This is a genomic window from Micrococcus sp. NPDC078436, assembly GCF_040702705.1.
Taxonomy (GTDB): Bacteria; Actinomycetota; Actinomycetes; order Actinomycetales; family Micrococcaceae; genus Micrococcus.
This window is the reverse complement of sequence record NZ_JBFBLX010000001.1, coordinates 169,039-191,129: the sequence shown is the minus strand read 5'-3', so window position 1 is coordinate 191,129 and position 22,091 is coordinate 169,039. Positions and strand designations below refer to the sequence as shown.

At 73.4% G+C, this 22,091-nt stretch carries 24 protein-coding genes; 6 read left to right on the top strand and 18 right to left on the bottom strand.

Going from position 1 to position 22,091, the window contains the following annotated elements:
• Window positions 1–17 precede the first annotated feature (17 nt).
• The 4 genes from AB0302_RS00895 to clpS are packed head-to-tail and all read right to left on the bottom strand — an operon-like array spanning window position 18 to window position 2,828.
• The gene (locus AB0302_RS00895) at window positions 18–833 is read right to left on the bottom strand and encodes an MBL fold metallo-hydrolase (RefSeq protein WP_319075319.1); all 816 of its coding nucleotides are present in this window, start codon (window positions 831–833) and stop codon (window positions 18–20) included.
• A complete protein-coding gene (gene murI / locus AB0302_RS00890; RefSeq protein ID WP_248115143.1) occupies window positions 830–1,756 on the bottom strand; it encodes a glutamate racemase in 927 nt (308 codons plus the stop codon). The genes AB0302_RS00895 and murI overlap by 4 nt, the downstream gene beginning before the upstream one ends.
• Window positions 1,753–2,508: a DUF2017 family protein gene (locus tag AB0302_RS00885; protein WP_319075321.1), complete on the bottom strand. Its 756-nt coding sequence runs from the start codon at window positions 2,506–2,508 to the stop codon at window positions 1,753–1,755. Before AB0302_RS00885 ends, murI begins: the two co-directional genes overlap by 4 nt.
• A gap of 8 nt (window positions 2,509–2,516) precedes the next feature.
• Window positions 2,517–2,828, bottom strand: a complete 312-nt coding sequence (clpS, locus tag AB0302_RS00880; protein WP_319075323.1) for an ATP-dependent Clp protease adapter ClpS — start codon at window positions 2,826–2,828, stop codon at window positions 2,517–2,519.
• Between the two features lie 106 nt (window positions 2,829–2,934).
• Here clpS and AB0302_RS00875 point away from each other — a divergent pair, with 106 nt between their 5' ends.
• From AB0302_RS00875 to AB0302_RS00865, 3 genes are read left to right on the top strand one after another with little or no spacing between them, the layout of a single operon-like run.
• Window positions 2,935–4,263, top strand: coding sequence for a nicotinate phosphoribosyltransferase (locus AB0302_RS00875; RefSeq protein ID WP_366370329.1), 1,329 nt, complete (start codon window positions 2,935–2,937; stop codon window positions 4,261–4,263).
• 1 nt (window position 4,264) lies between these two features.
• Window positions 4,265–4,945, top strand: coding sequence for an isochorismatase family protein (locus tag AB0302_RS00870; protein WP_248115146.1), 681 nt, complete (start codon window positions 4,265–4,267; stop codon window positions 4,943–4,945).
• Window positions 4,946–4,950: 5 nt separating this feature from the next.
• Complete coding sequence (locus AB0302_RS00865) at window positions 4,951–5,685, top strand: AAA family ATPase (protein ID WP_366370243.1); 735 nt, start codon at window positions 4,951–4,953, stop codon at window positions 5,683–5,685.
• A 121-nt stretch (window positions 5,686–5,806) separates the two neighbouring features.
• On the opposite strand, the gene AB0302_RS00860 is transcribed toward AB0302_RS00865, so the two are convergent.
• From AB0302_RS00860 to AB0302_RS00840, 5 genes are all read right to left on the bottom strand, one after another.
• Window positions 5,807–7,657 carry a DEAD/DEAH box helicase gene (locus tag AB0302_RS00860; protein WP_366370242.1) on the bottom strand — a complete coding sequence of 617 codons (1,851 nt, stop codon included), beginning with the start codon at window positions 7,655–7,657 and terminating at the stop codon, window positions 5,807–5,809.
• A 12-nt stretch (window positions 7,658–7,669) separates the two neighbouring features.
• Entirely contained in the window at window positions 7,670–8,017 is a 348-nt protein-coding gene (locus AB0302_RS00855) for a DUF3039 domain-containing protein (RefSeq protein ID WP_248115149.1), read from the bottom strand.
• Between the two features lie 22 nt (window positions 8,018–8,039).
• The gene (locus AB0302_RS00850; protein WP_366370241.1) at window positions 8,040–9,656 is read right to left on the bottom strand and encodes a Tat (twin-arginine translocation) pathway signal sequence; all 1,617 of its coding nucleotides are present in this window, start codon (window positions 9,654–9,656) and stop codon (window positions 8,040–8,042) included.
• Window positions 9,647–10,444: an ABC transporter ATP-binding protein gene (locus tag AB0302_RS00845; RefSeq protein WP_248115151.1), complete on the bottom strand. Its 798-nt coding sequence runs from the start codon at window positions 10,442–10,444 to the stop codon at window positions 9,647–9,649. The genes AB0302_RS00850 and AB0302_RS00845 overlap by 10 nt, the downstream gene beginning before the upstream one ends.
• A 134-nt stretch (window positions 10,445–10,578) precedes the next feature.
• Window positions 10,579–11,544 carry a co-chaperone YbbN gene (locus AB0302_RS00840; protein WP_366370240.1) on the bottom strand — a complete coding sequence of 322 codons (966 nt, stop codon included), beginning with the start codon at window positions 11,542–11,544 and terminating at the stop codon, window positions 10,579–10,581.
• A 103-nt stretch (window positions 11,545–11,647) separates the two neighbouring features.
• On the opposite strand from AB0302_RS00840, the gene AB0302_RS00835 reads away from it, so the two are divergent.
• On the top strand, window positions 11,648–12,955 hold the full coding sequence (locus tag AB0302_RS00835; protein ID WP_366370239.1) for an AI-2E family transporter: 1,308 nt from the start codon (window positions 11,648–11,650) through the stop codon (window positions 12,953–12,955).
• A 12-nt stretch (window positions 12,956–12,967) separates the two neighbouring features.
• Here the strand turns inward: AB0302_RS00835 and AB0302_RS00830 are convergent, their stop codons facing one another.
• Entirely contained in the window at window positions 12,968–13,330 is a 363-nt protein-coding gene (locus tag AB0302_RS00830) for a hypothetical protein (protein ID WP_366370238.1), read from the bottom strand.
• Between the two features lie 67 nt (window positions 13,331–13,397).
• On the opposite strand from AB0302_RS00830, the gene nucS reads away from it, so the two are divergent.
• Together nucS and AB0302_RS00820 are read left to right on the top strand one after the other, a co-directional pair.
• On the top strand, window positions 13,398–14,090 hold the full coding sequence (nucS, locus tag AB0302_RS00825; RefSeq protein ID WP_319075336.1) for an endonuclease NucS: 693 nt from the start codon (window positions 13,398–13,400) through the stop codon (window positions 14,088–14,090).
• 85 nt (window positions 14,091–14,175) lie between these two features.
• Window positions 14,176–15,396, top strand: a complete 1,221-nt coding sequence (locus AB0302_RS00820; protein WP_319075338.1) for an N-acetylglucosamine-6-phosphate deacetylase — start codon at window positions 14,176–14,178, stop codon at window positions 15,394–15,396.
• A gap of 30 nt (window positions 15,397–15,426) precedes the next feature.
• Here the strand turns inward: AB0302_RS00820 and AB0302_RS00815 are convergent, their stop codons facing one another.
• From AB0302_RS00815 to atpE, 8 genes are all read right to left on the bottom strand, one after another.
• The gene (locus AB0302_RS00815) at window positions 15,427–15,849 is read right to left on the bottom strand and encodes a DUF2550 domain-containing protein (RefSeq protein WP_319075341.1); all 423 of its coding nucleotides are present in this window, start codon (window positions 15,847–15,849) and stop codon (window positions 15,427–15,429) included.
• 34 nt (window positions 15,850–15,883) lie between these two features.
• The gene (locus AB0302_RS00810; RefSeq protein WP_366370237.1) at window positions 15,884–16,159 is read right to left on the bottom strand and encodes a F0F1 ATP synthase subunit epsilon; all 276 of its coding nucleotides are present in this window, start codon (window positions 16,157–16,159) and stop codon (window positions 15,884–15,886) included.
• 6 nt (window positions 16,160–16,165) lie between these two features.
• Complete coding sequence (gene atpD / locus AB0302_RS00805; protein ID WP_248115159.1) at window positions 16,166–17,623, bottom strand: F0F1 ATP synthase subunit beta; 1,458 nt, start codon at window positions 17,621–17,623, stop codon at window positions 16,166–16,168.
• 53 nt (window positions 17,624–17,676) lie between these two features.
• The gene (locus tag AB0302_RS00800) at window positions 17,677–18,570 is read right to left on the bottom strand and encodes a F0F1 ATP synthase subunit gamma (protein ID WP_298713007.1); all 894 of its coding nucleotides are present in this window, start codon (window positions 18,568–18,570) and stop codon (window positions 17,677–17,679) included.
• Window positions 18,571–18,656: 86 nt separating this feature from the next.
• The gene (gene atpA / locus AB0302_RS00795) at window positions 18,657–20,285 is read right to left on the bottom strand and encodes a F0F1 ATP synthase subunit alpha (RefSeq protein WP_248115319.1); all 1,629 of its coding nucleotides are present in this window, start codon (window positions 20,283–20,285) and stop codon (window positions 18,657–18,659) included.
• A 90-nt stretch (window positions 20,286–20,375) separates the two neighbouring features.
• Complete coding sequence (locus tag AB0302_RS00790) at window positions 20,376–21,188, bottom strand: F0F1 ATP synthase subunit delta (RefSeq protein WP_366370236.1); 813 nt, start codon at window positions 21,186–21,188, stop codon at window positions 20,376–20,378.
• Window positions 21,188–21,742 carry a F0F1 ATP synthase subunit B gene (locus tag AB0302_RS00785; protein ID WP_248115162.1) on the bottom strand — a complete coding sequence of 185 codons (555 nt, stop codon included), beginning with the start codon at window positions 21,740–21,742 and terminating at the stop codon, window positions 21,188–21,190. The genes AB0302_RS00790 and AB0302_RS00785 overlap by 1 nt, the downstream gene beginning before the upstream one ends.
• Before the next feature lie 88 nt (window positions 21,743–21,830).
• On the bottom strand, window positions 21,831–22,040 hold the full coding sequence (gene atpE / locus AB0302_RS00780) for an ATP synthase F0 subunit C (RefSeq protein ID WP_248115163.1): 210 nt from the start codon (window positions 22,038–22,040) through the stop codon (window positions 21,831–21,833).
• Window positions 22,041–22,091: the final 51 nt, after the last annotated feature.

Here is a 22,091-nt window from a genome sequence, read left to right as displayed (position 1 = left end):
TCAGTCTAGGCGCGCCCTCAGACGCCGTAGCTCAGCCCGGAGACCGCGACGGCGAGCGGGCCCTCGTACGTTTCGCGTGCCTCGGCGGCGGCCCGCTGGGGGTCGTTCCACACGGGCAGGTGGGTCAGCAGGAGGCGGCGGGCACCCGCCTCGGTCGCCATCCGCCCGGCCCGGCGGCCGGTCAGGTGGACCCCGTCGATCCCGTCGTCGCGGCCCTCGTGGAAGGCCGCCTCGCACAGGAACATGTCCGCGTCCCGCGCGGCCTCCACCAGCCCCTCGCACGTGTCCGTGTCGCCCGAGTACGTGAGCACGCGGGTGACGACGGCGCCGGTGGCGTCCACCTCGTCGGCCTCCACGCGCAGGGCATAGGCCTCGTCGATGGGGTGGCGGACCGGCACGGGGGTGATGCGGAACGGGCCGAAGGAGACGGTGCTCCCGGCCTGCCACACGCGGAAGTCGAAGTCCTCCCGCATGCCCGGATCCGGGTCCATCCCGTAGGCCTCGGCGAGCCGGTCGGCGGTGGCGGCCGGGCCGTAGACGGGCACGCGGCCCGCGGTCCAGCCCTCCGGGTTCCAGCGGATGGCCACGTGCAGGCCGCACAGGTCCATGCAGTGGTCCGGGTGCAGGTGGGAGAGCATGACCCCGTCGAGGTCCTCGAGGCCGATGTAGCGCTGGAGCACGCCGAGCGAGCCGTTGCCGAGGTCCAGCAGGATCCGCCACGTCCGCGGGGTCACGCCGTCCTCCGCCACGCCCTGGGCGGAGACCAGGTAGCACGAGGCCGGCGAGCCGGGGCCGGGGAAGGAGCCGGAGGCCCCGATGATGGTCAGCTTCACGGCGTGCCCCTTCGTTCGGAGTCCAGACGGGCGATCAGGTCGGGCGTCAGCTGCGCGAGCGCGGCCGTGGGGTAGCGCTCCCGCACCGTGTCCATGCGGGCCACGGACTCCACCTCGGGGCCGAGGAAGCGGCGGGCGAGCGCCTGGAAGTGCCGGGGGTCGCCCGTGGACATGAACCGGTGGGAGGCGGACTGGCCGGAGCCGGCCGCCGAGTGCGGGTGCTCGATGCCGTGGCGCACGAGCGCCCGGTACAGGTCCTTCGCGGTCTCCTCGGCGGAGGAGACGAGGGTGACGTCCTCCCCCATCACGAGGGACAGGGCCCCCGTCAGCAGGGGGTAGTGGGTGCAGCCGAGCACGAGCGTGTCCACCTCCGCCGCCTTGAGCGGGGCGACGTACTCCTCCGCGGTGGCCAGCAGCTCGGGGCCCGTGGTGATCCCGGCCTCCACGAACTCCACGAACCGCGGGCACGCCGCGCTCGTGACGCTCAGGTGCGGCGCCGCGGAGAAGGAGTCCTCGTAGGCGCGGGAGCCCACGGTGGCCTGCGTGCCGATCACGCCGATCCGCCCGTTGCGGGTGGCGGCCACCGCGCGGCGCACGGCCGGCTGGATGACCTCCACCACCGGGATGCCGAGCCGGCCCGTGTAGCGCTCCCGCGCGTCGCGCAGCACCGCGGCCGAGGCGGAGTTGCACGCGATGACGAGGGCCTTCACGCCCGCGTCCACCAGCTCGTCCATGATGCCGAGCGCGAGCGCGCGCACCTGCGCGATGGGCCGGGGGCCGTACGGGGAGTGGGCCGTGTCCCCCACGTAGAGGATGGACTCGTGGGGCAGCTGGTCCATGATCGCGCGGGCCACGGTCAGACCGCCCACGCCGGAGTCGAACACGCCGATCGGGGACGCGGCGTCCGCGTGGGGCCGGCTCATGCGTCCTCCCCGTCCGTGCCCTCGGCGGGCAGCTCGGTCAGCATCTCGTCCATGAGGGTCTCCAGGAGCCACGAGGTGAAGTTGTAGAGCAGCGCCATCGTGGACTCGACGTCCTCGGCGCGGCGCCAGTCGTCCACGGCGTGCACGCGCCGGGCGTCCTCCTCGGTGGCCACGCCCAGGCGCGTGGCGAGCACGAGGCGGACGTCGTTCAGGGCCCGCGCGAACGCGGGCGCGTCGGCGTGGGGCAGGGTGACCTGCGTGGACTGGAGGGCCGCGAGCGCCCGGCGCGCGTCGTCGAGCTTGGCGGCGGTGAGCGCGTCCTCGGTGAGCGCGCGGTGCTCCGCCTGCTCGTCCGGGTCCGCGTCGGCCAGGGCCTCGGGCAGCAGGCGGGCGACGGCGGCGTCGGTCGGCGCGGCGCGGCGCGGCCGCGGGTCGGCGGAGAGGTGGAGCCCCGCGACGAGGTCCCAGAACGCGGTGTCCTCCTCGGAGAGGCCGGCCGCGGGGCCCGCCTCCTTCCCCGTGGAGTCCGCGGCGGCAGCCTGCTCCGCCGCGGGGGCGTCGGAGGCTGCCGCGGCGCCGGCGGCGGGGTGCTCGGCCGAGGCGACGTCGGCGTCGTCGTGGGCACGGACCTCGTCCTGGCGGTTCTCCAGGAGGGTGACGACGTCCCTGACGAGGCCGCGCAGCAGGCGGACCTCCGGCTTCTCCAGCTGCGCGACGTAGCCGCGCCGCGTCCAGCGGAACCTCTGTGCCATGGCCCTCCTCAGTCCTCTGCCTGCTCGAGCGTCGCCCACAGGCCGAACCCGTGCATCGCGTTCACGTGGACCTCCGCGCTCTCCCGCGAGTCGGTGGACACCACGGAGCGCCCGCGCTCGTGGACCTCGAGCATGAGGGCCTCGGCCTTGGCGGCCGAGTAGCCGAAGTGGGAGCGGAACACGTAGGCCACGTAGCTCATCAGGTTCACGGGGTCGTTCCACACCACCGTGTTCCACGGGCGGTCCGCGCCGAGGTCCTCCCGGGGACGCTCGAGCAGGGCCGTGTCCGTGCCGGAGGCGGGGGCATCGGGGGCGGGCATGCCGTCCAGTCTACGGACCCGCGCCCCTGGCGGGGCCGCCCGCCCCGTTCGGTAGGGTGGCCGCGTGAGCGAGACCACCGCGAAGAGCCCCCGCCCCGCCGCCTCCGTGGAGGCCTGCGTGGACGACTGGCGCATCCCCACCGCCCTCATGACGGACCAGTACGAGCTGACCATGCTCCAGGCGTCGCTGAAGGCGGGCACCGCGCACCGGCGCAGCCGCTTCGAGCTGTTCACCCGCCGCCTGGGCGACGGCCGCCGCTACGGCGTGGTGGCCGGCACGGGCCGCGCGCTGGAGGGACTGAGCCGCTTCCGCTTCGCCACCGCTGAGCTGGACCACCTCGCGGACAACTCCGTGGTGGACGACGCCACGCTGTCCTGGCTCGCGGACTTCCGCTTCTCCGGGGACATCACGGGCTACGCCGAGGGCGAGGCCTACTTCCCGCACTCCCCGCTGCTGCAGGTGGAGTCCACCTTCGCCGAGGCGTGCATCCTCGAGACCTACCTCCTCTCCATCCTCAACTACGACTCCGCGGTCGCCTCCGCCGCCTCCCGCATGACCGCGGCCGCCGGCGGCCGCCCGTGCATCGAGATGGGCTCGCGGCGCACGCACGAGGAGTCCGCCGTCGCCGCCGCCCGCGCCGCGGTCATCGCCGGCTTCGCGGCCACCTCCAACCTCGAGGCCGGCCGCCGCTACGGGATCCGCACCGTGGGCACGGCCGCGCACTCCTTCACGCTCCTGCACGACTCGGAGCGCGCCGCCTTCGAGGCGCAGGTGGACGCCCTCGGCGCCGCCACCACCCTCCTCGTGGACACCTATGACATCGACGCCGGCGTGCGCACCGCCGTCGAGGTGGCCGGGCCGGACCTGAAGAACGTCCGCCTCGACTCCGGCGACCTCGTGCAGCAGGCCCACCACGTGCGCGAGCTCCTCGACGAGCTGGGCAACACCGAGACCGGGATCCTGGTCACCTCCGACCTGGACGAGTACGCGATCGCGGCGCTGCGCTCCGCGCCCGTGGACTCCTACGGCGTCGGCACGCGGCTGGTCACCGGCTCGGGCGTGCCCACCGCCTCCATGGTCTACAAGCTCGTCTCCCGCCATGACGACGACGGTGCGTGGGTCGACGTCGCGAAGGCCTCCTCCGGCAAGGCGTCCCTGGGCGGCCGCAAGGAGGCCGCCCGCCGCCGCGACGCGCGCGGCCGCGCCGTCGCCGAGCTCGTGGGTGTCAACCGCGGCCCCGACGCGGACGCCGACGACCGTCCGCTCATCCAGGAGTTCGTCCGTGACGGCGAACTGCTGCCCGGCTGGACCGGCCCCGAGGCCGTGACCCGCGCCGCCGAGCGCCACGCCGCCTCCCTGCGCGAGCTGCCGCCGAGCGTCGCGCGGCTGCAGTCCGGCGAGCCCGCGATCCCCACCCTCATCCAGGAGCACTGACATGCCCGACCTCACCCGCGCCCTGATCATCGTCGACGTCCAGAACGACTTCTGCGAGGGCGGATCGCTCGCCGTCACGGGCGGCGCCGCCGTCGCCGCGGCGATCAGCGAGCACCTGGACGAGCACGTGGACCGCTACACCGCCGTCGTCGCCACGCGCGACTGGCACGTGGATCCGGGCACGCACTTCGCGTCCGAGGGCGAGGAGCCCGACTTCCGCGCCACGTGGCCCGTGCACTGCGTGGCCGGCACCCGCGGCGCCGAGCTGCACCCGGACCTGGACGCCGAGTACGTGGAGGCGGAGTTCCTCAAGGGCGCCCGCACCGCAGCGTACTCCGGCTTCGAGGGCTTCCTCGGGGAGCCCGACGCCGTCCGGTCCGGTGACGAGGCCGGCGCCCCGGCCGGCCCCCACGGCGCGACCCAGGGGGCGGCCCGCGCCGTCGCCGAGGGCGCTCCGGGCCTGGACGAGTGGCTGCGCGATCAGGAGGTGGAGGCGCTGACCGTCGTCGGCCTCGCCACCGACCACTGCGTGCGGGCCACCGTCCTGGACGCTGTGGACGCCGGCTACGAGGTGACGGTGCTGACCGACCTGTGCGCGGCCGTGGACGAGGCCGCAGGCCAGGCGGCCCTCCACGAGATGGAGGCCGCCGGGGCCGTGCTGGAGCTCGCCGAGGAGCTCTGAGCCGGATGGCCCGGGACGACGCGCCGGACACGCGCGCCTGGGACCGCCCCGTGCGCCGGGTGACGGAGCACCCGCTCTCCCCCGCCGACCGGACCGTGTGGCCTGCCGACATCCCGGCGGTGCGCCACCTGCTGGACCACGGCCTCGACCTCGGCGACGCCACCGTGATCGTCGGGGCGAACGGGGCGGGGAAGTCCACGGTCGTCGAGGCGATCGCGGAGGCGTTCGGCCTCAACGCGGAGGGCGGCACCCGCAACGTGTTCCACGAGACGCGGCGGACCTCCTCCGACCTCGCCGAGCACCTGCAGCTCGCGCGTGGGGCGGGAGCGCCCAGGGGCGGCGTGTTCCTGCGGGCCGAGAGCATGTACGGGCTGTTCACGTACTTGGAGTCCACGATTCCGGGATCGACCCTGCACCTGCGCAGCCACGGCGAGGCGTTCCTGCAGTTCTGCGAGGAGCGTGCCGGCGTGCGCGGCCTCTGGATTCTCGACGAGCCCGAGTCCGCGCTGTCCTTCGAGAGCTGCCTCGCGCTCCTGGTCCACCTGCGGATCATGGTCGAGGCGGGATCCCAGGTCGTCCTGTCCACGCACTCCCCCGTGCTCGCGGCGCTGCCAGGAGCCCGGATCCTGCTGCTCGACGAGGACGGCGTCACGCCGACGGCCTACGACGACCTCCCGTTCGTCCGGCACCACCGCGCGTTCCTCGCGTCTCCCGAGCGGTACCTGCGCCCCCTGCGCTGACGTCCGAGCTGGGCGCCCGCGGTCGAGCCGAGCCGCATCCAGCCGACCGAGACGTCCAGACGGCCCTGGGTGAGGACGGCTCGGTCCGGCGGTCCGCCCTGTCCGGGCCGCCTCCGGCGGCTCACCTCCGCCCGACGAACCACCCGCGGATCGTGGACATCCGCTTCTCCAGCTGGTCCTGGGACGCCTGGGCCACCGCCGGGCCGCCGCTGACCTCGCGGAGCCGGTTGTGGATCACGCCGTGCGGGGTGCCCGAGCGCGCGGACCACGCCGACACCAGCTTGGACAGCTCGGCGCGCAGCTCCTTCATGCGCCGGTGGTCCACCACCTCAGCCGGCTCCTTCGGCTCGGCGGCCTTCGGGCGGCGCTGGACCTGCTCCGCCTGGCGCTGGCGGAGCAGGGCGGAGACCTGGTCGGCGTCGAGCAGGCCGGGGATGCCGAGGAAGTCCTGCTCCTCGGCCGAGCCCACGGCGCCGCCGAGGCCGAATTCGCCGCCGTCGAAGAGCACCTTGTCGAAGCTCGCCCGGGACTCGAGCGCCTCGAACTTGGCGCCCGTCAGGGAGTCCGACCCCTTCTCCTCCCGGTTGGCCTGCGCGATGAGGTCCTCCTCGGGGGCGTCCTCGAGGTCCTCCACCTCGACGGCGCCCTCGCGGCGGTCCAGAGCGTGGTCCCGCTCGAGCTCCATCTCGTTGGCCAGGAGCATCAGCTGCGGCACGGAGGGCAGGAAGACGGATGCGGTCTCCCCACGGCGCCGCGATCGCACGAAGCGGCCCACGGCCTGCGCGAAGAACAGCGGCGTGGACGTGGACGTCGCGTAGACGCCCACGCAGAGTCGGGGCACGTCCACGCCCTCGGACACCATGCGCACGGCCACCATCCAGCGCTCGTCCGAGGCGGCGAACTCGTCGATGCGGTCCGAGGCGCCCTTGTCGTCCGAGAGGATGACGGCCGGCTTCTGGCCGGTCAGCGCCTCGAGCTGGGCGGCGTAGGCGCGGGCGTCGTCGTGGTCCGAGGCGATCACCAGGCCGCCGGCGTCGGGCACGTTGCGCCGCACCTCGGTGAGGCGCTGGTCCGCGGCCTTGAGCACGGAGGGGATCCACTCGCCCTGGGGGTCCAGCGCGGTCCGCCAGGCCGATGCGGTGATGTCCTTCGTGGCGGCCTCGCCGAGCTGGGCCTCCATGACCTCGCCCGTCGAGGTCTTCCACCGCATCTGCCCCGAGTAGGCCATGAAGATGACCGGCCGCACCACGTTGTCCCGCAGCGCGGGCCCGTAGCCGTACGTGTAGTCCGCCTTCGAGCGGGAGAGCCCGTCGGGCCCGTCCACGTACTGCACGAACGGGATGGTGGAGGTGTCCGAGCGGAAGGGGGTGCCGGTCAGCGCGAGGCGGCGCGTGGCCGGCTCGAACGCCTCCCTGATGCCCTCGCCCCAGCTCAGGGCGTCGCCGCCGTGGTGGATCTCGTCGAGGATCACCAGCGTCTTGGCGGCCTCGGTGCGGTTGCGGTGCAGCACCGGCTTGTTGGCCACCTGCGCGTAGGTCAGCGCCACGCCGCGGTACTCGGCGCCGTGCCGTCCGTCCGCGTTCTTGAAGTTCGGGTCGATCGCCAGGCCCACGCGCGCCGCGTTGTCCGCCCACTGCCGCTTGAGGTGGTCCGTGGGCGCGACCACGGTCAGCCGCTGCACCACACCGGCGTCCATGAGGATCTTGGCCACGCGGAGCGCGAAGGTCGTCTTGCCCGCACCGGGGGTGGCGACGGCGAGGAAGTCCTGCGGGGAGGCCGAGAGGTACTTCTCGAGGGCCTCCTGCTGCCACTGGCGCAGCTTGGGGGCGGTGCCCCAGGCTGCACGCTCGGGCAGGGCCGGGGGCAGGTCCTCGCCCACGTGGAAGAGATCGGGCTGGACGCCGGCGGACGGGACGGCGCCGGACGCGTCGGAGTCTGCAGGGTCAGGCCCGCCGAAGAGGGTGCCGCTCATCGACGAGCGGCCTCAGCCACGCCCGCGACCGCCGAAGAACCCGCGCTTGCCGCCGCCCGAGCCGGAGTCGCCGTCGCCGTCCTGGGGATCGCGCAGTCCCTCGTAGATCTCCTTGCACGTGGGGCACACGGGGAACTTCTCCGGGTCGCGGCCCGGCACCCACACCTTGCCGCACAGCGCGATCACGGGCGCGCCGGACAGGGCGGACTCCATGATCCTCTCCTTGCGCACGTAGTGCGCGAATCGCTCGTGGTCGCCCGGCTCGATGTCCTGGAGCTGCTCCTCGCGCTCCAGGACGGAGGTGCCGCCGCCGGCGGGCGCGAAGGGGTCGTTCAGGTCGGGTTCGCCGGTCACACTCATGCGGCCCATCCTAGCCAGTCGGTCAGAACGCCTTCACGGCCTGGAAGGTCTCGGCCTGCGCCCGGTCGTACCAGCGGGCGCCGAGCCGAACGCCCAGCCAGAGCAGCAGCGCGCCCCACGCGAGGCCCACCGCGAGCGCGACCCAGGACCACACGGGCTCCCGCGTCACGGAGAACACGATCGCGGGGACGAGCATCGGCAGGGCCATGGCCGCCGAGGCCAGGAGCGCGCCGAACTGCACGACCATGGTGCGGACCATCGCGCCCTGCGGCTGCTGGAACGGGCTGTCGCCGGGCTTCGGCACCGGGTAGACCCAGCGCGCGGAGACGAGCGCGGCGAGGCCGCACACGGAGCCGAGGAGACCGAGGGACAGGCCCAGCACGGCGGGCAGCGCGCCCCAGTCCCCCGCTGCGGCGCACGTGGCCACGGCCACCACGACGACGAGCGGGACGCCCCAGCCGAGCATGCCCATGAGCCGCCCGATCCGGTCGTCGATCCCCTTCACGCCGGCGACGACGTGCAGGTGGAACGCCGTGTGGTCGTAGGCGATGTCCGCCGAGAGGGAGTAGGCGAGCGCCCACGCCGTGATGGGCGCCATGGCCAGGAACACGGCCGGTCCGGCGCCGTCCTCGCCGATGCTGCCCGTGAACCACAGGAGCACGGCCATGAGCGGGATGGTGATGAGGCCGGCCATGTAGCGCGGGTCCGTGAACCAGTAGTGCTGCGCGCGGGCCGCGATCGCGGTGCGGGGGCCCGTGGCGGGGCGCCCGAGCCAGCGCAGCGGACGCGGGTCGGCGGCGGCCGCCTTCGCCTCACGCGCCGGCCCGCCCCCGACGCCCACGGGTCGCACCGTGCGGCGGACGGCCAGGTGCCACAGGGCGAGGGCCAGGGCGCACCAGAGGAGGGCGACGGCGAGCCGCACGGCCGCCAGCCCCCAGCGTCCCTCGGCGGCGGCCCAGGCGGCGGCCACCCCGGCGCCGAACGGCGTCCAGGAGGCGGCCTCGGCCACGGGCGGCGCGCCGGCCATGAGCGTGTCGAAGGACTCGGCGGCCTGGGCGAAGGCGATGCCGCCGAGCATGAGCGGGATCATGAGCAGCACGGAGACCGTCTCGCGCACCCGGCGGCGGCCGGCATAGGCCGAGATCATCCCCGTGACGCCGTAGCCCAGGGAGACGGCGGTGACCGCGCTGATGACGGCCCCGACCAGGCCGAAGGCGAGCGCGGCCGGCTGGTCCCGCCAGGACGCCGCGACGCCCAGGGTGACGATCAGCGTGGCGATCCCGACCGGCGTCGTGAAGGCGCTGAGGAGCAGACCGCGGACGAGCGTGCCGACGGGCACCGGGTAGACGAGGAAGCTGCGGGGGTCCAGAGTGGCGTCCACGCCGGTGACGAGCGGCGGCAGCACGAGCCACAGCAGGACGACCACCGAGGTGGCCAGGACGGTGAGCACCCCGCGGAAGGCGACGTCCTCGCCCGGCAGGCCCACGGTGAGCCCGACGACGAGGAAGACCGCCGCCCCGAGGATGTACAGCGCCCCGATGATGCTCATCACGAGCGTGAACAGGGAGCGGCGCCACTGGTTGACGGTGAGCGCCCAGCGCAGGCGGACAAGGGTGGCGGCCATGCCGTTCACAGCCATGCGAGGCCCTCCCCCGTGTGGCGCCCGCCGACGAGGTCCACGAAGCGCTCCTCGAGGTCGCGCCCGGCGCGGACCTCCTCCACCGTGCCGGTGGCGCGCAGGGTGCCGTCGGCGATGACGGCGACGTGCGTGCACATGCGCTGCACGAGGTCCATCACGTGGCTGGAGACGATCACGGTGCCGCCGCGGCCGACGTAGTCGTTCAGGATGTCGCGGATGTTCGCGGCGGAGACGGGGTCGACGGCCTCGAACGGCTCGTCGAGCACCAGGACGTCCGGGGCGTGGACCATCGCGGCGGCCAGGTTGACCTTCTTGGTCATGCCCGCGGAGTAGTCCACGACGAGCTTGCGGCCGGCGTCCTGCAGGTCCATGACGCGCAGCAGGTCGGCGGTGCGCTGGGCCACGGTCTCGGCGTCGAGGCCGTGGAGCAGGCCCGCGTAGGTGACCAGCTGCGCGCCGGTGAGGCGGTCGAACGTGCGGACGCCGTCGGCGAGCACGCCCACGCGGCGCTTGGCCTCGAGGGGCTGCGCCCACACGTCCACGCCGTGGATCCAGGCCTGGCCGTGGTCCGGGCGGAGCAGGCCCGTGGCCATGGACAGCGCCGTGGTCTTGCCCGCACCGTTCGGGCCCACGACGCCGAAGAACGAGCCCGCCGGAACCTCCAGGTCCAGGCCCGCGAGGGCCGTCCTGTCCCCGAATCGCTTGGCCAGCGCCCGGGTGACGAGGGCGAGGTCCGGGTCAGGGCTGTCGTGGGCGCGGCGGAGCGGAGGCTCGGGGGCGGCGATCATGCCGCCGACGCTAACAGCGCGCTGACAGGCTTCGCCTCCGCCCTGGGGATGATCTCGCCGGCCCCTCCTCCCCCACCTGGCGGAGCCGCGGGGCGCTCAGGACACGCCCGCGGGGCGTCGCCGCGCCGTGACGCTCAGTACAGGGCGGCGGCGAGGCGGCGGCGCGAGGCCTGCACGCGCGGGTCGTCCACGCCCACCACGGTGTAGAGGTCGACGAGGTGGGAGCGCACGTCCTCGCGCGCCTCGCCGTGATGGCCGGCGATGAAGCGGACCAGGCGGGCGAACGCGTCCTCGACGTGGCCGCCGAGCACGTCGAGGTCCGCCACCGCGATCTGCGCGGCCGCGTCGTCGGGACGCTCGGCCGCCCCCGCGCGCACCGCGGCGGCGTCCGCGTCCTGCGTGCGCAGGAGCAGCTGGGCGGCGGAGCGGCCCTGCAGGGCGACGGCATCCGCCGGGTTCTCGGCAAGCGCCCGTTCCCACGCGGCGACGGCGGCGGGCATGTCGTCGGCGGCGAGCGCCTCGTGGGCTGCCCGGTGCAGCGGCGGCACGGGGGGCGCCGCCGGTGCCGGCTCGCCGCCCGCGCCGGGACGCGCGTCCGCGACCGGAGGCACGGTGCCGGACACGCCGTTCTGGCGAGCGACCTCGAGGATCTCGCCCAGGAGCTGGGCGAGGGTCTCCTCCGGCACTGCCTGGTTCACGAGCGGCACGGGCTGTCCGGCCACCACCGCGAGGACGGCCGGGCCCGCGGGCAGGCCGATGGCCTGCAGCAGCCCGGGGTCGGCCACGACGTCCAAGCGCGCCATGACGAGGCGGCCCGCCTGGGCGTCCACGGCGTCGGCGAACTGGGTGTACAGGGCCTCGCTCGTCTGGTCCCCCGGGACGTGGAGGTGCAGGAGGACGGGGACCTGCGCGGAGAGCTGCACGAGCTGCTGGAACATCTGCTGGTCCGCCTGCGGGATCACCCACGAGCCCTCGGGCATCGCGTCCGGGCTCGGTCCCGCCGTGCCGGTGCCCGCGGCGGGCCGGGGCGAGCGCAGAGAGGACAGGTCGACAGCCCCGCGCAGGTGGGACGGGGCGGCGGAGGAGGGCTGGGAGGTCACGGTGCACGGTCCTTTCGAGACGGTCTGGGATCCACGGTAGACGCTCGACCGGCCGGGACGCCCGCGGCCGCCTCCGCCGCGGCCCCTGCCGTACCCTGATCCCGTGCATCATCCCGAGGACCAGGCGCCCCAGGCCGCGCCGGACGCCGCCTTGCCCACCGACGGCGCGTCCACGAGCCCGGCCCGTGCCTCCGCGCACCCGTCCACCCCGGCCGGCTCCAGCCCGGTCAGCGCTCCGCCGGAGGGCTCCCCGGTCCGCGGCCGCCTGCGGCTGCGCCCCCTCGCCTGGCGCCGCTCCGGCCCGGCGCCCGCGCCCGGCGACGACGCCGCACAGGACGAGCCGGTCCCGGAGCCCACCGAGGCGACCCCCACGGTCTCGTTCCGATCGCCGGTGAGCACCGGTTTCCTGCTCACGACGGGCGTCCTGCTCGCCCTCGCCGTCCTGGGGTTCCTGGCCACCAACCAGCAGCTGCTCGTGATGATCATGGCCGCCCTGTTCATCGCCCTCGGCCTGGACCCCATCGTGCGCCGCTTCGAGCGATGGGGAGCCCCCCGCTGGGCCGGAGTCCTCGTGGCCGCCCTGGGCCTCGCCGCCGTCGCGGCCGCCTTCATCTCCCTGCTGATCCCCACCGCGGTGGAGCAGTCCACCCAGCTCGCGGAGGAGATCCCCGCGACGGTGGAGGAGGTGATGCGCTCGGAGTGGTTCCTCGCCCTCGACGCCCAGTTCCACGTCCAGGACGCGGTGCGCCAGCACACGGACCAGCTCAACGGCGACGGAGCCTCGGTGGCCGCCCTCTTCGGCGGGATCGTGGGCCTCGGCCAAACCGTGCTGAACTCCCTGTTCGTCACGGTGGTCGTGGTGGTCCTGACCCTGTACTTCCTCTCCTCCCTGCCGCACATCAAGCACTGGGCCTACCGCCTGGCGCCCCGCTCGCGCCGCGCGCGTGTCCGTGAGCTCTCGGAGGAGATCACCTCCTCCGTGGGCCTCTACGTCATGGGCCAGACCCTCGTGGCCGCGCTGAACGCCACGGTCGCCTTCATCGCCATGAGCATCGCCGGCACCCCGTTCGCGGCCCTGCTCGCGTTCTTCGCCGCCATCATGGCGTTCATCCCGCTCGTGGGGGCGATGATCGGCGGGACGGTCATCACCCTCATCTCGCTCCTGGACTCGTGGCAGTCCGCCGCGCTGTTCGCGGCGATCTACTTCGTCTACCTGCAGGTCGAGGCCTACGTCGTCTCCCCTCGCGTCATGTCCCGCGCGGTGGACGTGCCCGCCGCCGTCGCGGTGATCGCCGTGATCGCGGGCGGCACCCTGCTCGGCGTGCTCGGGGCGCTCATGGCCATCCCGACGGCGGCCGCCCTGCTGCTGATCGTCCGCGAGGTGTTCATCCCGCGGCAGGAGACCCGGTGACCGGGACGATCCTCAGCGGCTGGCCCTCGTGCGCCAGCACACGGGGTGCCAGTGGCGCCGGTCCTCTCCGGCGTCCGCGTCTCCCATGATCCAGTCGGAGCGCCACGCCACGAGGTGGGCCTGGCCCTGGCGGATCACGCGTCCGCAGCCGGGGCAGGAGTAGTCCTTCACCGCGCGCCACGCGGGGATCTGGCGCACGTGCCAGCCGCCGTCGCTGCCGCTCTCGTGCGCGTAGCCCGGGTCCAGGCCGAGGCGCTCCTCGAGGGGATCGACCCGGCCGGGACCGGGGCGGGAGCGTCGTGAGGCGTCCCCCGACCCCGCCCGCTCGCCCCGGCGCGGAGCGGACGAGCGGCGCGGGCGGTGGGAGCGGGGCATGCGTCCATGCTGGCACAGCGCCGTCCGCCGCGGCGCCGAGGGACGGGCCCGCCCCTAGACTGGACCGGTGCGCCTCGTCATTGCCCGCTGCTCCGTGACCTACGAGGGCCGCCTCAACGCCCACCTGCCCTCCGCCACCCGCCTCCTCATGGTGAAGGCGGACGGTTCGGTGCTGGTCCACTCCGACGGCGGCTCCTACAAGCCCCTCAACTGGATGAGCCCGCCGGCCACCCTCCACGTCGAGGAGCCGAGCGAGGAGCAGGCGGCCCAGGGCGTCGTCGCCGTGTGGCGCGTCCAGGCGAAGAAGTCGGACGACCGGCTGCTGGTGCTGCTCGAGGAGATCCTCTCGGACGTCTCCCACGAGCTCGGCGTGGACCCGGGGCTCGTGAAGGACGGCGTGGAGGCGGATCTGCAGCGCCTGCTCGCGGAGCAGATCGAGCTGCTCGGCGACGGGCACACGCTCGTGCGCCGCGAGTACATGACGGCCATCGGCCCCGTGGACATCCTGGCCAAGGGCCCGGACGGCACCGTGGCCGTGGAGCTCAAGCGCCGCGGGGACATCGACGGCGTGGAGCAGCTCACCCGCTACCTCGAGCTGATGAACCGCGACCCCCTCCTCGCGCCCGTGCGCGGCGTGTTCGCAGCGCAGCAGATCAAGCCGCAGGCCCGCACCCTCGCCGAGGACCGCGGCATCCGCTGCGTCACCCTCGACTATGACGCGATGCGCGGCGTGGACGATGCCGAGTCCCGCCTCTTCTGATCCGGCGCCCCCGACGGGCCCGCTGCGCTCCGCCTGCGCGCCGTGGGTGGCCGCGGACCCCGGAGCGGACCCGGTGGAATGGCTGGTGACGTGGGCGGAGGCTCCGGAGGCAGGACCAGGCGACGACGGCGCGCGCCTCGTGTGGGCCGGCCCCGCCGAGGCGGCGCCGCGCGAGGTGCTGGCCGCCGCGGCGGAGGCGGGCGTGAGCCGGGACGCCGTGCGCGTGACCGGACCGCTCCTGGACCATCACGTCCACGGGGGCGCCGGGGTGGACCTGGCGACCTCTCCCGTCGGAGACGTGGCCGCCTGGCTCGAGCGCGGGCGCCGCGCCGGGGTGGGGACCGTGATCGGCTCGCTGCCGGCGCTGCCCGCCGCGGACCTGGCCTCCGCCCTCGACCGGCTGCGGCCGCTGTGGGAGGAGGGCTCGCTGGCCGGCGTGCACCTCGAGGGCCCGTTCCTCTCCCCCGCCCGCGCCGGCGCCCACGACCCGGCCGCGCTGTGCACGCCCGCCTCGGCCGCCGGCCACGCGGTCCGTGCGGCGCTGCGTGGCCGGCCGCGCGGCCTCGTGCGCACCATGACGCTGGCCCCGGAGCTCGCCGGGTCGGCCGCGCTGGAGCGGGAGCTGGCTGCGGCCGGGACCGTGCCGTGCCTCGGCCACACCGACGCGGACCTGCCCGCGGCGAGGGCGGCGCTCGACCGGTGGGAGGCGTTGCGCCGGAGGACGGAGCGGTCCGGCGGACGGGCTCCGCGCCCCGTGGTCACCCACCTGTTCAACGCGATGCGCGGCTTCCACCACCGCGAGCCGGGACCGCTGCCGCTGCTCCTGGACGCCGCCCGCCGGGGGCGGCTCCGCCTCGAGCTCATCGCCGACGACGTCCACGTCTCCCGCCACCTCGTGGACCTGCTGCTGGGCGATCCGGCCCTGGCCCCGGCCGTGTGCCTCGTCTCCGATGCGGTCGCCGCGACCGGCGCCGCGCCGGGAACGCGGCACCGCCTCGGCCCGCGCACGATCCACGCGGGCCACGACGCGCCCCGGCTGGGGCGCACGCCGGCGTCGACCGGAGCGGAGGAGGCCCCGCTCGCGGGCGGCCGCCGGTCCCTCGCGGACTCCGTCGCGGCGCTGCTGCGCCGCGGTCTCGACCCCGACGCCGTCCTGCGGGCGGCGACCCACGTGCCCCGCGAGAGCCTCGGCGCGGAGGCCTGCGACGGGGACGACCCGGCGCGGGCCGGCGTCGTGGTGTGGGGCCCCGCGGGGACGCGGACCGTGCTCGTGCGGACGCCGGAACGGGTCACGCCGGCAGGATGAGGCCCTCTCCGTTCAGCGGGCCGACCGGGGTCAGCGGCGCGTGCGGGGGGTGGACCCGTCGCTGCGCCACCACAGCTGCGCGGCCTGGGACGGCCCGGCCTCGCACCACGCGCGGAGGGCGCCGGCGTCGGCCTCGTCCACCGTCAGGCGGACCGGCTCGCTGCCCCCGTGGACGTCGAGGACCGTCTGACCCTCGGGCGCCGCATCCGGCACCCGGTCCATCTGGAGCGCCCAGCGCTCCCCCCGCCACGCGAGCGGGCCGGCGGGCATGAACCCGTTGAACACCAGGACGCGCTCGTCGTAGCGGCCGATCACCCGCCGGGGCCGTCCCCGACCGGTGACCGCGATCCCCGGGAACGACCCCGGCGCACGCAGAAGGGCCCGGTGCCGCACCAGTCCGGCGACGGCCAGCAGTCCGAGGACTGCCAGCACGCCGACCAGGACGATGAGCACCGGGCCCCTCATGGTCGTGCCTGGACCGCGCGGCTCAGACGGCTGCGGCGTCGCCCAGGCGGGCGGACGTCGCGGCGATCACCACGCGGTCGTGGTCGACGGAGAAGAACCCGCCGTTGGCCTGCGCGGTCACGGTCCCGCCGTCGGCGGTGCGCACCACGACCTCGCCGTCGCCGAGCACGGCGAGCAGCGGGGTGTGGCCCGGCAGGATGCCGATCTCACCCTGGTAGGTGCGCGCCGAGACGGCCGACGCCGCGCCATTCCAGATGGACCTCTCCTCGGAGACGATCTCCACCTCGAGCTCAGCCATGACGGATCAGCCCTCGGCCTGGATCTTGGCCCACTCGCGCTCGACGTCGTCCAGGCCGCCCACGTTGTAGAAGGCCTGCTCGGCGACGTGGTCGAGCTCGCCGTCGGCGATCGCCTTGAAGCCCTCGACGGTGTCCTTGACCGGCACGGTCGAGCCCTCGACACCCGTGAACTGCTTGGCGGTGTAGGTGTTCTGCGAGAGGAACTGCTCGATCTTGCGGGCGCGCGCCACGGTGATCTTGTCCTCCTCGCCGAGCTCGTCCACGCCGAGGATGGCGATGATGTCCTGCAGCTCCTTGTTCTTCTGGAGGATCTGCTTCACGCGGATGGCGGTGTCGTAGTGGTCCTGGCCCACGTACTGCGGATCCAGCAGGCGCGAGGTCGAGGCCAGCGGGTCCACGGCGGGGTACAGGCCACGGGACGCGAGGTCACGGGTCAGGTTGGTGGTCGCGTCGAGGTGCGCGAACACGTTCGCCGGGGCAGGGTCGGTGTAGTCGTCCGCGGGGACGTACACGGCCTGCATCGAGGTGATGGAGTGGCCGCGCGTCGAGGTGATGCGCTCCTGGAGCACACCCATCTCGTCCGCGAGGTTCGGCTGGTAGCCCACGGCCGAGGGCATGCGGCCCAGCAGCGTGGAGACCTCGGAGCCGGCCTGCGAGAAGCGGAAGATGTTGTCGATGAAGAGCAGCACGTCCTGGTTCTGCACATCGCGGAAGTACTCCGCCATGGTCAGGGCCGAGAGGGCCACGCGCAGGCGCGTGCCCGGCGGCTCGTCCATCTGGCCGAACACCAGGGCGGTGTCCTTGAGCACGTCGGCCTCGTCCATCTCGACCCAGAGGTCGTTGCCCTCGCGGGTGCGCTCGCCGACGCCGGCGAACACGGAGGTGCCGCCGAAGTTGCGGGCCACACGGGTGATCATCTCCTGGATGAGCACGGTCTTGCCCACGCCGGCGCCGCCGAACAGGCCGATCTTGCCGCCCTTGATGTAGGGGGTCAGCAGGTCGATGACCTTGATGCCCGTCTCCATCATCTCGGTGGAGCCCTCGAGGGAGGCGAAGTTGGGGGCCGGGCGGTGGATCGGCCAGCGCTCGACGTCGCCGAGCTCCGAGGTCGGCATGTCCAGGGTCTCGCCGAGCACGTTGAAGATGTGGCCCTTGACCGCATCGCCCACGGGGACGGAGATGGGGGCGCCCGAGTCCAGCACGTCGGCGCCGCGGACGAGGCCGTCGGTGGACTGCAGGGAGACGGCGCGGACCATGTTGTCGCCCAGGTGCTGGGCGACCTCGAAGGTCACGGTGCGCTTCTGGCCGTTGAGCTCGATCTCGGTGGTCAGGGCGTTGTAGATCTCGGGCATGGCGTTGCCGGGGAACTCGGCGTCGATCACGGGGCCGATGACCCGGGCGACGCGCCCGGTGGCGCCACGGGCCGGGGTGCCGGTGCCGTGGTCGGTGATGGTGGCAGTCATCTCTCTCACTTCTATCGTGTGTGGATGGCGGGTCAGTCGAGCCGAGGGAAGGCTCAGGAGTTGTTGAGCGCGTCCGCGCCCGCGATGAGCTCGGTGAGCTCCTGGGTGATCTCGGCCTGTCGGGCGTTGTTCATCAGGAGCGTGTACTCCTTGATGAGGCTCGAGGCGTTGTCGCCCGCCGACTTCATGGCCCGCTGACGGTTGGCGAGCTCAGAGGCCGCCGACTGGAGCATGGCGTTGAAGATGCGCGACTCGATGTACTTCGGCAGCAGGGCGTCGAGGACCTCCTCGGCGTCCGGCTCGAACTCGTAGAGCGGCAGGACCTCCTCCGCGGTCGCGACGTCCTCCTCCACGACCTCGAGCGGCAGGAGCCGCACGACGTGCGGGTTCTGCTTCACGAGGGAGACGAACTCGGTGAAGACCACGTGGATCTCGTCCACGCCGCCCGCCGCGGTGTCCGTGAGGAAGGCCTCGACGAGCGTCTCACCGATCTCGGTGGCGCGCTCGGCGACGGGGGCGTCGGTCTGGCCCGTCCACAGGCGCTTGTACTCGCGCCCGCGGAAGTCCATGTACGTCTGCGCCTTGCGGCCGACGACGTAGATGTCGACCTCGCGGCCCTCCCCGTGCAGACGCGTGAGCAGCTGCTCGGCCTTGCGCAGCACGTTCGCGGAGTATGCGCCGGCGAGGCCGCGGTCCGACGAGAGGATCAGCACGGCCGCCCGCGTGGGGTTCGGGGACTCGGTGGTGAGGACGTGGTCGATGTCGTGCTGGCTCGACACGGCCGAGACGGCGCGGGTGATCGCGTTCGCATACGGCAGCGACGCGTTGACGCGCTCACGGGCCTTGGTGATGCGGGACGTGGCGATCAGCTCCATCGCCTTGAAGATCTTCTTCATCGACGAGGTCGATGCGATCTTCTGACGGTAGACCCGGATCTGGGCTCCCATGGTGATCCTTTCCCTGGCGGGAGGGCGGCCCGGCGTCGTCCCCGTGGGGGGCCCGACGCCGGACCGCTGACCTCACCGACCTTCGGTCAGCGCTTCTGCTTGGTGATCTGCTCCTGCGCGACCTGGTCCTGGCCGATCGCGGCGTGCTTCTCGTTGTCGGCGACGCCGTGGCCCGAGACCTGGAAGCCCTTCTTGAAGTCCGCGATCTCCGCCTCGAGGGAGGAGAGGGTCGCGTCTTCGAGCTTGCCCGTGGCGGCGATGTCGCCGAGCACGGTGTCGCGGCGGCGCAGGTGATCGAGGAACTCCCGCTCGAAGCGGAGCACGTCCTCCACCGGCACCTCGTCCAGGTGGCCCTTGGAGCCGGCCCAGATGGACACGACCTGCTCCTCGACCGGGTACGGCGAGTACTGGGGCTGCTTCAGGAGCTCCATGAGGCGCTCGCCGCGGGCGAGCTGGCGGCGCGTGGCCGGATCCAGGTCCGAGGCGAACATGGAGAACGCCTGCTGGTCGCGGTACTGCGCCAGGTCCAGCTTCAGCGTGCCGGAGACCTTCTTCATGGCCTTGACCTGCGCGGCGCCGCCGACGCGGGACACCGAGATGCCCACATCCACGGCGGGACGCTGGTTGGCGTTGAAGAGATCCGACTGCAGGAAGATCTGGCCGTCGGTGATGGAGATGACGTTGGTCGGGATGTACGCCGAGACGTCGTTCGCCTTGGTCTCGATGATCGGCAGGCCGGTCATGGAGCCCGCACCCAGCTCGTCCGAGAGCTTGGCGCAGCGCTCGAGCAGGCGGGAGTGGAGGTAGAACACGTCGCCGGGGTAGGCCTCGCGTCCCGGCGGACGACGCAGGAGCAGGGACACGGCGCGGTAGGCCTCGGCCTGCTTGGAGAGGTCGTCGAAGATGATCAGCACGTGCTTGCCGCCGTACATCCAGTGCTGGCCGATGGCCGAGCCGGCGTAGGGGGCGAGGTACTTGAAGCCGGCCGGGTCGGACGCCGGGGAGGCCACGATGGTGGTGTACTCCAGGGCGCCGGCCTCCTCGAGGGTGGCGCGGACGCCGGCGATGGTCGACGCCTTCTGGCCGACGGCCACGTAGACGCAGCGGACCTGCTTCTGAGGATCTCCGGTGGCCCAGTTGGCGCGCTGGTTCAGGATGGCGTCCACGGCGATGGCGGTCTTGCCGGTCTGGCGGTCGCCGATGAGCAGCTGACGCTGGCCGCGGCCGATCGGGATCATGGCGTCGATCGCCTTGATGCCGGTCTGGAGCGGCTCGTGCACCGACTTGCGCTGGGTCACCGTGGGGGCCTGCAGCTCGAGGGCACGGCGGCCCTCGGACTCGATCGGGCCCAGGTCGTCCATGGGCTCGCCCAGCGGATCCACCACGCGACCGAGGAAGGCGTCGCCCACCGGCACGGAGAGGATCTCCCCGGTGCGCTGGACCTCCATGCCCTCGCGGATGTGCTGGAACTCTCCGAGGACGACGACGCCGATCTCGCGGCTGTCCAGATTCTGGGCCAGGCCCAGGATCCCGTTCTCGAAGCGCAGCAGCTCGTTCGCCATGACGGAGGGGAGGCCCTCCACACGCGCGATGCCGTCCGCCGCGGAGATGACGCGGCCGACCTCGGTGCGCTCGGTGCCGGACGGTTCGTAGGATGCCGCGAAATCGTTCAAGGCATTGCGGACGTCGTCGGCATTGATGGTCAATTCGGCCATCTGCAGTCCCTGCTCTCTGTGCTTGGTGATCATCGACGTGACGATGATGCGGTGGTGTGTTCTGCGGTGCGTCCGGGGCCGACCGAGGGGTCAGCCGGCCATCCGGCGCTGGAGGTCGTTGAGACGGCTGGCCACGGAGGCGTCGATCACGTCGTCGCCCACCTGGACCCGGATGCCCCCCACCACGGCGGGGTCGACCGTGACGTCTACGACGAGGTCGCGGCCGAAGGTCCGGCGCAGCCCGTCTGCGAGCCGCTCCTGCTGGACCTGCCCCAGGGGACGGGCGACCGTCACCTCGGCGATCCACTGGCGCTGACGCTCGGCGACGACGTCCGCGTGCGCGCGGACGGCCACGGAGGGCTTGACGCCACGGGGAACCGTGACGGCGCGCTCGACGAGCAGCTGCCCGGCCGGGCTGGCGGTGCTGCCCAGCAGGCGACGGGCCAGCGCGGCCCGCGCCTCGACGGGGGCCTGCCGGTCGGTCAGTGCGCGCTGCACCTCGTGCGACTCCTCGGTGAGGCGGTTGAAGGCCAGCAGCTCGCCCGAGAGGGCGGACAGGCCGTCATGGCCGCCACGCGCGGACTCGGCGGCCGCGGCATGCGCGGCCACCGTCTCCAGCGCATCGCCGAAGTCACGTTCCGCCGACCAGCGGCGGCCGGCCAGGTCCTTGAGGACCTGCAGAGCACCGGGGGTCGCCCGGGTGCCGAACAGGGAGTCCACGAGGCCGTGACGGCGCTCGGTGCTCCAGGCGGGGTCGGTCAGGGCACGCCGCAGCGCCCCCTGCTCGTCCACGACGTCCAGCGCGCTGAACAGCTCGCGTGCCAGGGCGACGCCGCCCTCGTCCAGCACCGGACCGACAGCCTGCAGAGAGGCGGTCAGGGAGTCCCTCGATGCACCCGTCATCATTCGGCCACACCCGCGCTCTGGTGCCGATCGAGATCAGCCAGGAAGCGGTCGACCACGCGCTGCGCGCGCGCATCGTCGTTCAGGGACTCGCCCACGATCTTGCTCGCGAGCGTCGTGGCCAGCGTGCCGACCTCGCCCTTGAGCTGCGTCGCGGCCTGGGCGCGCTCCGCGGCGATGTGGGCCTGGGCCTGCTCGGAGACGCGGTTCGCCTCGGCGACGGCACGCTCGCGGGCCTCGGCCACGATCTGGGTGGCCTCGGTGCGAGCCTCCTCGCGGATGCGGTTCGCCTCGGTGCGGGCGTCCGCCAGCTGGGACTCGTAGTCCGCCATCATCGCGTTCGCCTCAGCCTGGGCCTTCTCGGCCTTGGCGAGACCGCCCTCGATCGCCTCGACGCGGTCCGTGTAGGACTTCTCGAGGGTCGGGACGATGAACTTGATGACGATGAACATGAGCAGGGCGAAGCCCACCGCGACGACGAGGATCTCCCACGGATTGGGGATCAGGGGGTTGGCCCCCTCGGCCGCCGCGAGGATCAGTCCATTGCTGATCATGTTTCAACCATCCTTCGGTCGTGTGTCCTACAGGGCGTGAGGTGCGGACGACGTGGACACGGCGTCCCGCCCCGTGCGGTGCAGGGGATCAGAGGACGAACGCGAAGACCAGGCCCAGGATGGCGAGGGCCTCGGCGAGGGCGAAGCCGAGCAGCGCGATCGGCTGCAGGATGCGCTGGGCCTCGGGCTGACGGGCGACGCCGTTGATGTAGGCGGAGAAGATGAGGCCCACGCCGATGGCGGAGCCGATGGCGGCCAGGCCGTAGCCGATGAGGTTGAGGGAGCCCGAGATTTCCATGGTGTTCCTTTCACGGTGCCGGGGAGCCGGCAGGGTTGTGGAGGTAAGTCC

Excerpts from the sequence above, each read along its gene's own strand:
- murI (WP_248115143.1), bottom strand. The coding sequence starts at position 1,756 with ATGAGCCGGCCCCACGCGGACGCCGCGTCCCCGATCGGCGTGTTCGAC.
- AB0302_RS00885 (WP_319075321.1), bottom strand. The coding sequence starts at position 2,508 with ATGGCACAGAGGTTCCGCTGGACGCGGCGCGGCTACGTCGCGCAGCTG.
- clpS (WP_319075323.1), bottom strand. The coding sequence starts at position 2,828 with ATGCCCGCCCCCGATGCCCCCGCCTCCGGCACGGACACGGCCCTGCTC.
- AB0302_RS00870 (WP_248115146.1), top strand. The coding sequence starts at position 4,265 with ATGCCCGACCTCACCCGCGCCCTGATCATCGTCGACGTCCAGAACGAC.
- AB0302_RS00865 (WP_366370243.1), top strand. The coding sequence starts at position 4,951 with ATGGCCCGGGACGACGCGCCGGACACGCGCGCCTGGGACCGCCCCGTG.
- AB0302_RS00860 (WP_366370242.1), bottom strand. The coding sequence starts at position 7,657 with ATGAGCGGCACCCTCTTCGGCGGGCCTGACCCTGCAGACTCCGACGCG.
- AB0302_RS00855 (WP_248115149.1), bottom strand. The coding sequence starts at position 8,017 with ATGAGTGTGACCGGCGAACCCGACCTGAACGACCCCTTCGCGCCCGCC.
- AB0302_RS00850 (WP_366370241.1), bottom strand. The coding sequence starts at position 9,656 with ATGGCTGTGAACGGCATGGCCGCCACCCTTGTCCGCCTGCGCTGGGCG.
- AB0302_RS00845 (WP_248115151.1), bottom strand. The coding sequence starts at position 10,444 with ATGATCGCCGCCCCCGAGCCTCCGCTCCGCCGCGCCCACGACAGCCCT.
- AB0302_RS00830 (WP_366370238.1), bottom strand. The coding sequence starts at position 13,330 with ATGCCCCGCTCCCACCGCCCGCGCCGCTCGTCCGCTCCGCGCCGGGGC.
- AB0302_RS00810 (WP_366370237.1), bottom strand. The coding sequence starts at position 16,159 with ATGGCTGAGCTCGAGGTGGAGATCGTCTCCGAGGAGAGGTCCATCTGG.
- atpD (WP_248115159.1), bottom strand. The coding sequence starts at position 17,623 with ATGACTGCCACCATCACCGACCACGGCACCGGCACCCCGGCCCGTGGC.
- AB0302_RS00800 (WP_298713007.1), bottom strand. The coding sequence starts at position 18,570 with ATGGGAGCCCAGATCCGGGTCTACCGTCAGAAGATCGCATCGACCTCG.
- atpA (WP_248115319.1), bottom strand. The coding sequence starts at position 20,285 with ATGGCCGAATTGACCATCAATGCCGACGACGTCCGCAATGCCTTGAAC.
- AB0302_RS00790 (WP_366370236.1), bottom strand. The coding sequence starts at position 21,188 with ATGACGGGTGCATCGAGGGACTCCCTGACCGCCTCTCTGCAGGCTGTC.
- AB0302_RS00785 (WP_248115162.1), bottom strand. The coding sequence starts at position 21,742 with ATGATCAGCAATGGACTGATCCTCGCGGCGGCCGAGGGGGCCAACCCC.
- atpE (WP_248115163.1), bottom strand. The coding sequence starts at position 22,040 with ATGGAAATCTCGGGCTCCCTCAACCTCATCGGCTACGGCCTGGCCGCC.